The organism is Paracidovorax wautersii (genome assembly GCF_900113035.1).
Taxonomy (GTDB): Bacteria; Pseudomonadota; Gammaproteobacteria; order Burkholderiales; family Burkholderiaceae_C; genus Paracidovorax; species Paracidovorax wautersii.
The window spans coordinates 1-1,944 of the sequence record NZ_FONX01000050.1 but is presented as its reverse complement, the minus strand read 5'-3'; the positions used below and the strand labels follow the sequence as shown (position 1 = coordinate 1,944).

Annotated in this window: 2 protein-coding genes and 1 pseudogene; all 3 read left to right on the top strand. The window is 61.0% G+C overall.

Going from position 1 to position 1,944, the window contains the following annotated elements:
- Window positions 1-718: hypothetical protein (locus BM070_RS23895; RefSeq protein WP_217648975.1), on the top strand; the 718-nt coding region annotated here is incomplete at its 5' end.
- A 98-nt stretch (window positions 719-816) separates the two neighbouring features.
- A complete protein-coding gene (locus tag BM070_RS23890; RefSeq protein ID WP_175518608.1) occupies window positions 817-1,494 on the top strand; it encodes a DUF2026 family protein in 678 nt (225 codons plus the stop codon).
- A gap of 53 nt (window positions 1,495-1,547) precedes the next feature.
- Window positions 1,548-1,944, top strand: a pseudogene (locus tag BM070_RS23885) (hypothetical protein); the annotation flags it as partial.

Sequence of the window (1,944 nt, the reverse complement as noted above, 5' to 3'; positions counted from 1 at the left end):
TAAGGAGCCCGATATGTCCGCTTCCGTCTGTGAGCTGTATCCCCGCACCCTCCATCTGTGGACGAAGTCGGATGACAAAAGGCTGTTGCAAGCCCTCAAGGCGGGAGACAACCTACTGGTGCTTGCGGAGACGCTACAGCGAGAGTACGTTTCGGTAGTAAACCGGCTCAACTCCCTCGACCTGTTTGCCTTCGATTGCGGAAGCGAAGAATGGGTGGAGGTGATGACCCTGGCTTTGGGCGGTGCGCCGCTCGGTGCAGTGGTGGACTGGTGCAATGGTGCAGAGGCACGGCTTCCGTATGCAGAAATCGAAGCATCCCTGGTGGGTGATTTCCGGAGCGAGTTCGAGCTGGCTCGCGATTTGAGGCTCGACGTCACCAACTTCGAGGCCATCGCGGATCTCACCTGGCTCTTGGCGCAGCCAGAGGCCATCATGAGTGGTTATGCAGCTGCTGCCGAAGCGGTGAACAACCGCTTTGACGTGCTCACTCCTGCCACACTCAAGGCGCAGGTCCTGGGGCTTGTCCCTGCCAGCGCGCCGTGGCCATTGGTCCTGCCGGTGCGTGAAGCAACGAAGCGCAAGAGGCCGCAGACCAAGGCCTTCAGGGGAACGAAGACCTACCGCCGTCGCCGTTCGAGTAACTCCAGCGCTGGACATGCGAAGCGCAAGTCCAATGGGCGCTCCTCGACGGGCAAGCGGGGCTACGTTCGGGATTGAGACAATTGAGGCAAGGGGCGGGCTCTGTCCGCGCCATAGTCATGCATTGAACGAAGAAGGGATTGAGGATGGGGCAGGCGAAGCGCCGGAAAGAGGCCATGCAGGGCTTAATCGCTGATGTGGCATCCATCGCGCATGCGATGAGGGAAGTGGTGGGGGCCATGACGCATGGCCACGGCGCGGACTGCGTGGCGTATGCGCTCGCTGGTGCCGAAGTGTTGCGAAGGATGGGCCATCCGGCCGTGGCCGTCGCCGGCAGTGCGGTGTGGCGTGTCGGGCCAGGCGATGCAGATTCTTTAGTGCACGCCCTTGAGCTGTTTGGAAAAGACCCCGATGTCTCTGGTGCGGAGGACCAGGGGATGTTCCACGCCTGGATCGAGGTCGGCCCGTATATCGTCGATTTCACGACGTTCGCCTTCGCTGACAAGGCTGCTCGCTTGGATGAGGTCGATGGGCAAACCACCAGTGTCCAGTGGTGTCCAGAGTACCTGGTGGTGGAGGCTGCCTCCAGCCGCCGGCTGCAGGAAGTGACGCAGGCGAGCAATGCCGGCGTGTACGCCTATGTCCGTCATTCCCGGGTCGAGCAAGTGGTGCTCACGGGTAACGACGAGTTCGATGTGAAGGGGCACGCTGATCTCATCCAACTGGTGGCACGCCACGGCAAGAACGCCACGGTCGCCACGGTCGATCCATCCGGGGAACTGGTCAACGGACTGGAAAGTGCGCGTGCGCGTAGCAAGGAGCAGGGGCTGATCACCGTATATACGCCAAAGTAGCCACTATGGCGCGCGTTGGTGGAATTCTCGGGTATTCGTAAAAGTGGGTTGTTATGCGGATTGCCACGGCAGAATCTTCAGTTGAGCGGATCGTCCGCTTCCAATCCTTGCAAGCGGGCCAGTATTGGCGCGCACAGCGCACCATCGTCGAGGAAGGCATCGACGAGGGCACCGTCTTGCTGATCCAGTCGATCCGCTGGGTTGACGACGCACCGCACACGATCATCCTGCGCCCGCACCCGTCGAAGATCGGGCAGCGGGTGTACTTGGAAATTCCGCAGGATGATGGCTCGACGCGGCGCAGCTACTTCGTCTACGACGAGCACCGCTTCCTGCTCAACGACTTCCTCGGTGCGTTCGAGTTCGAGCCGGATCACCAGCGCATTCGCAGCAACGAAGTGCGCGAGGTGCAGAACCGGATCAACACCCTGCAAGCCGAGTTGCTCGAAA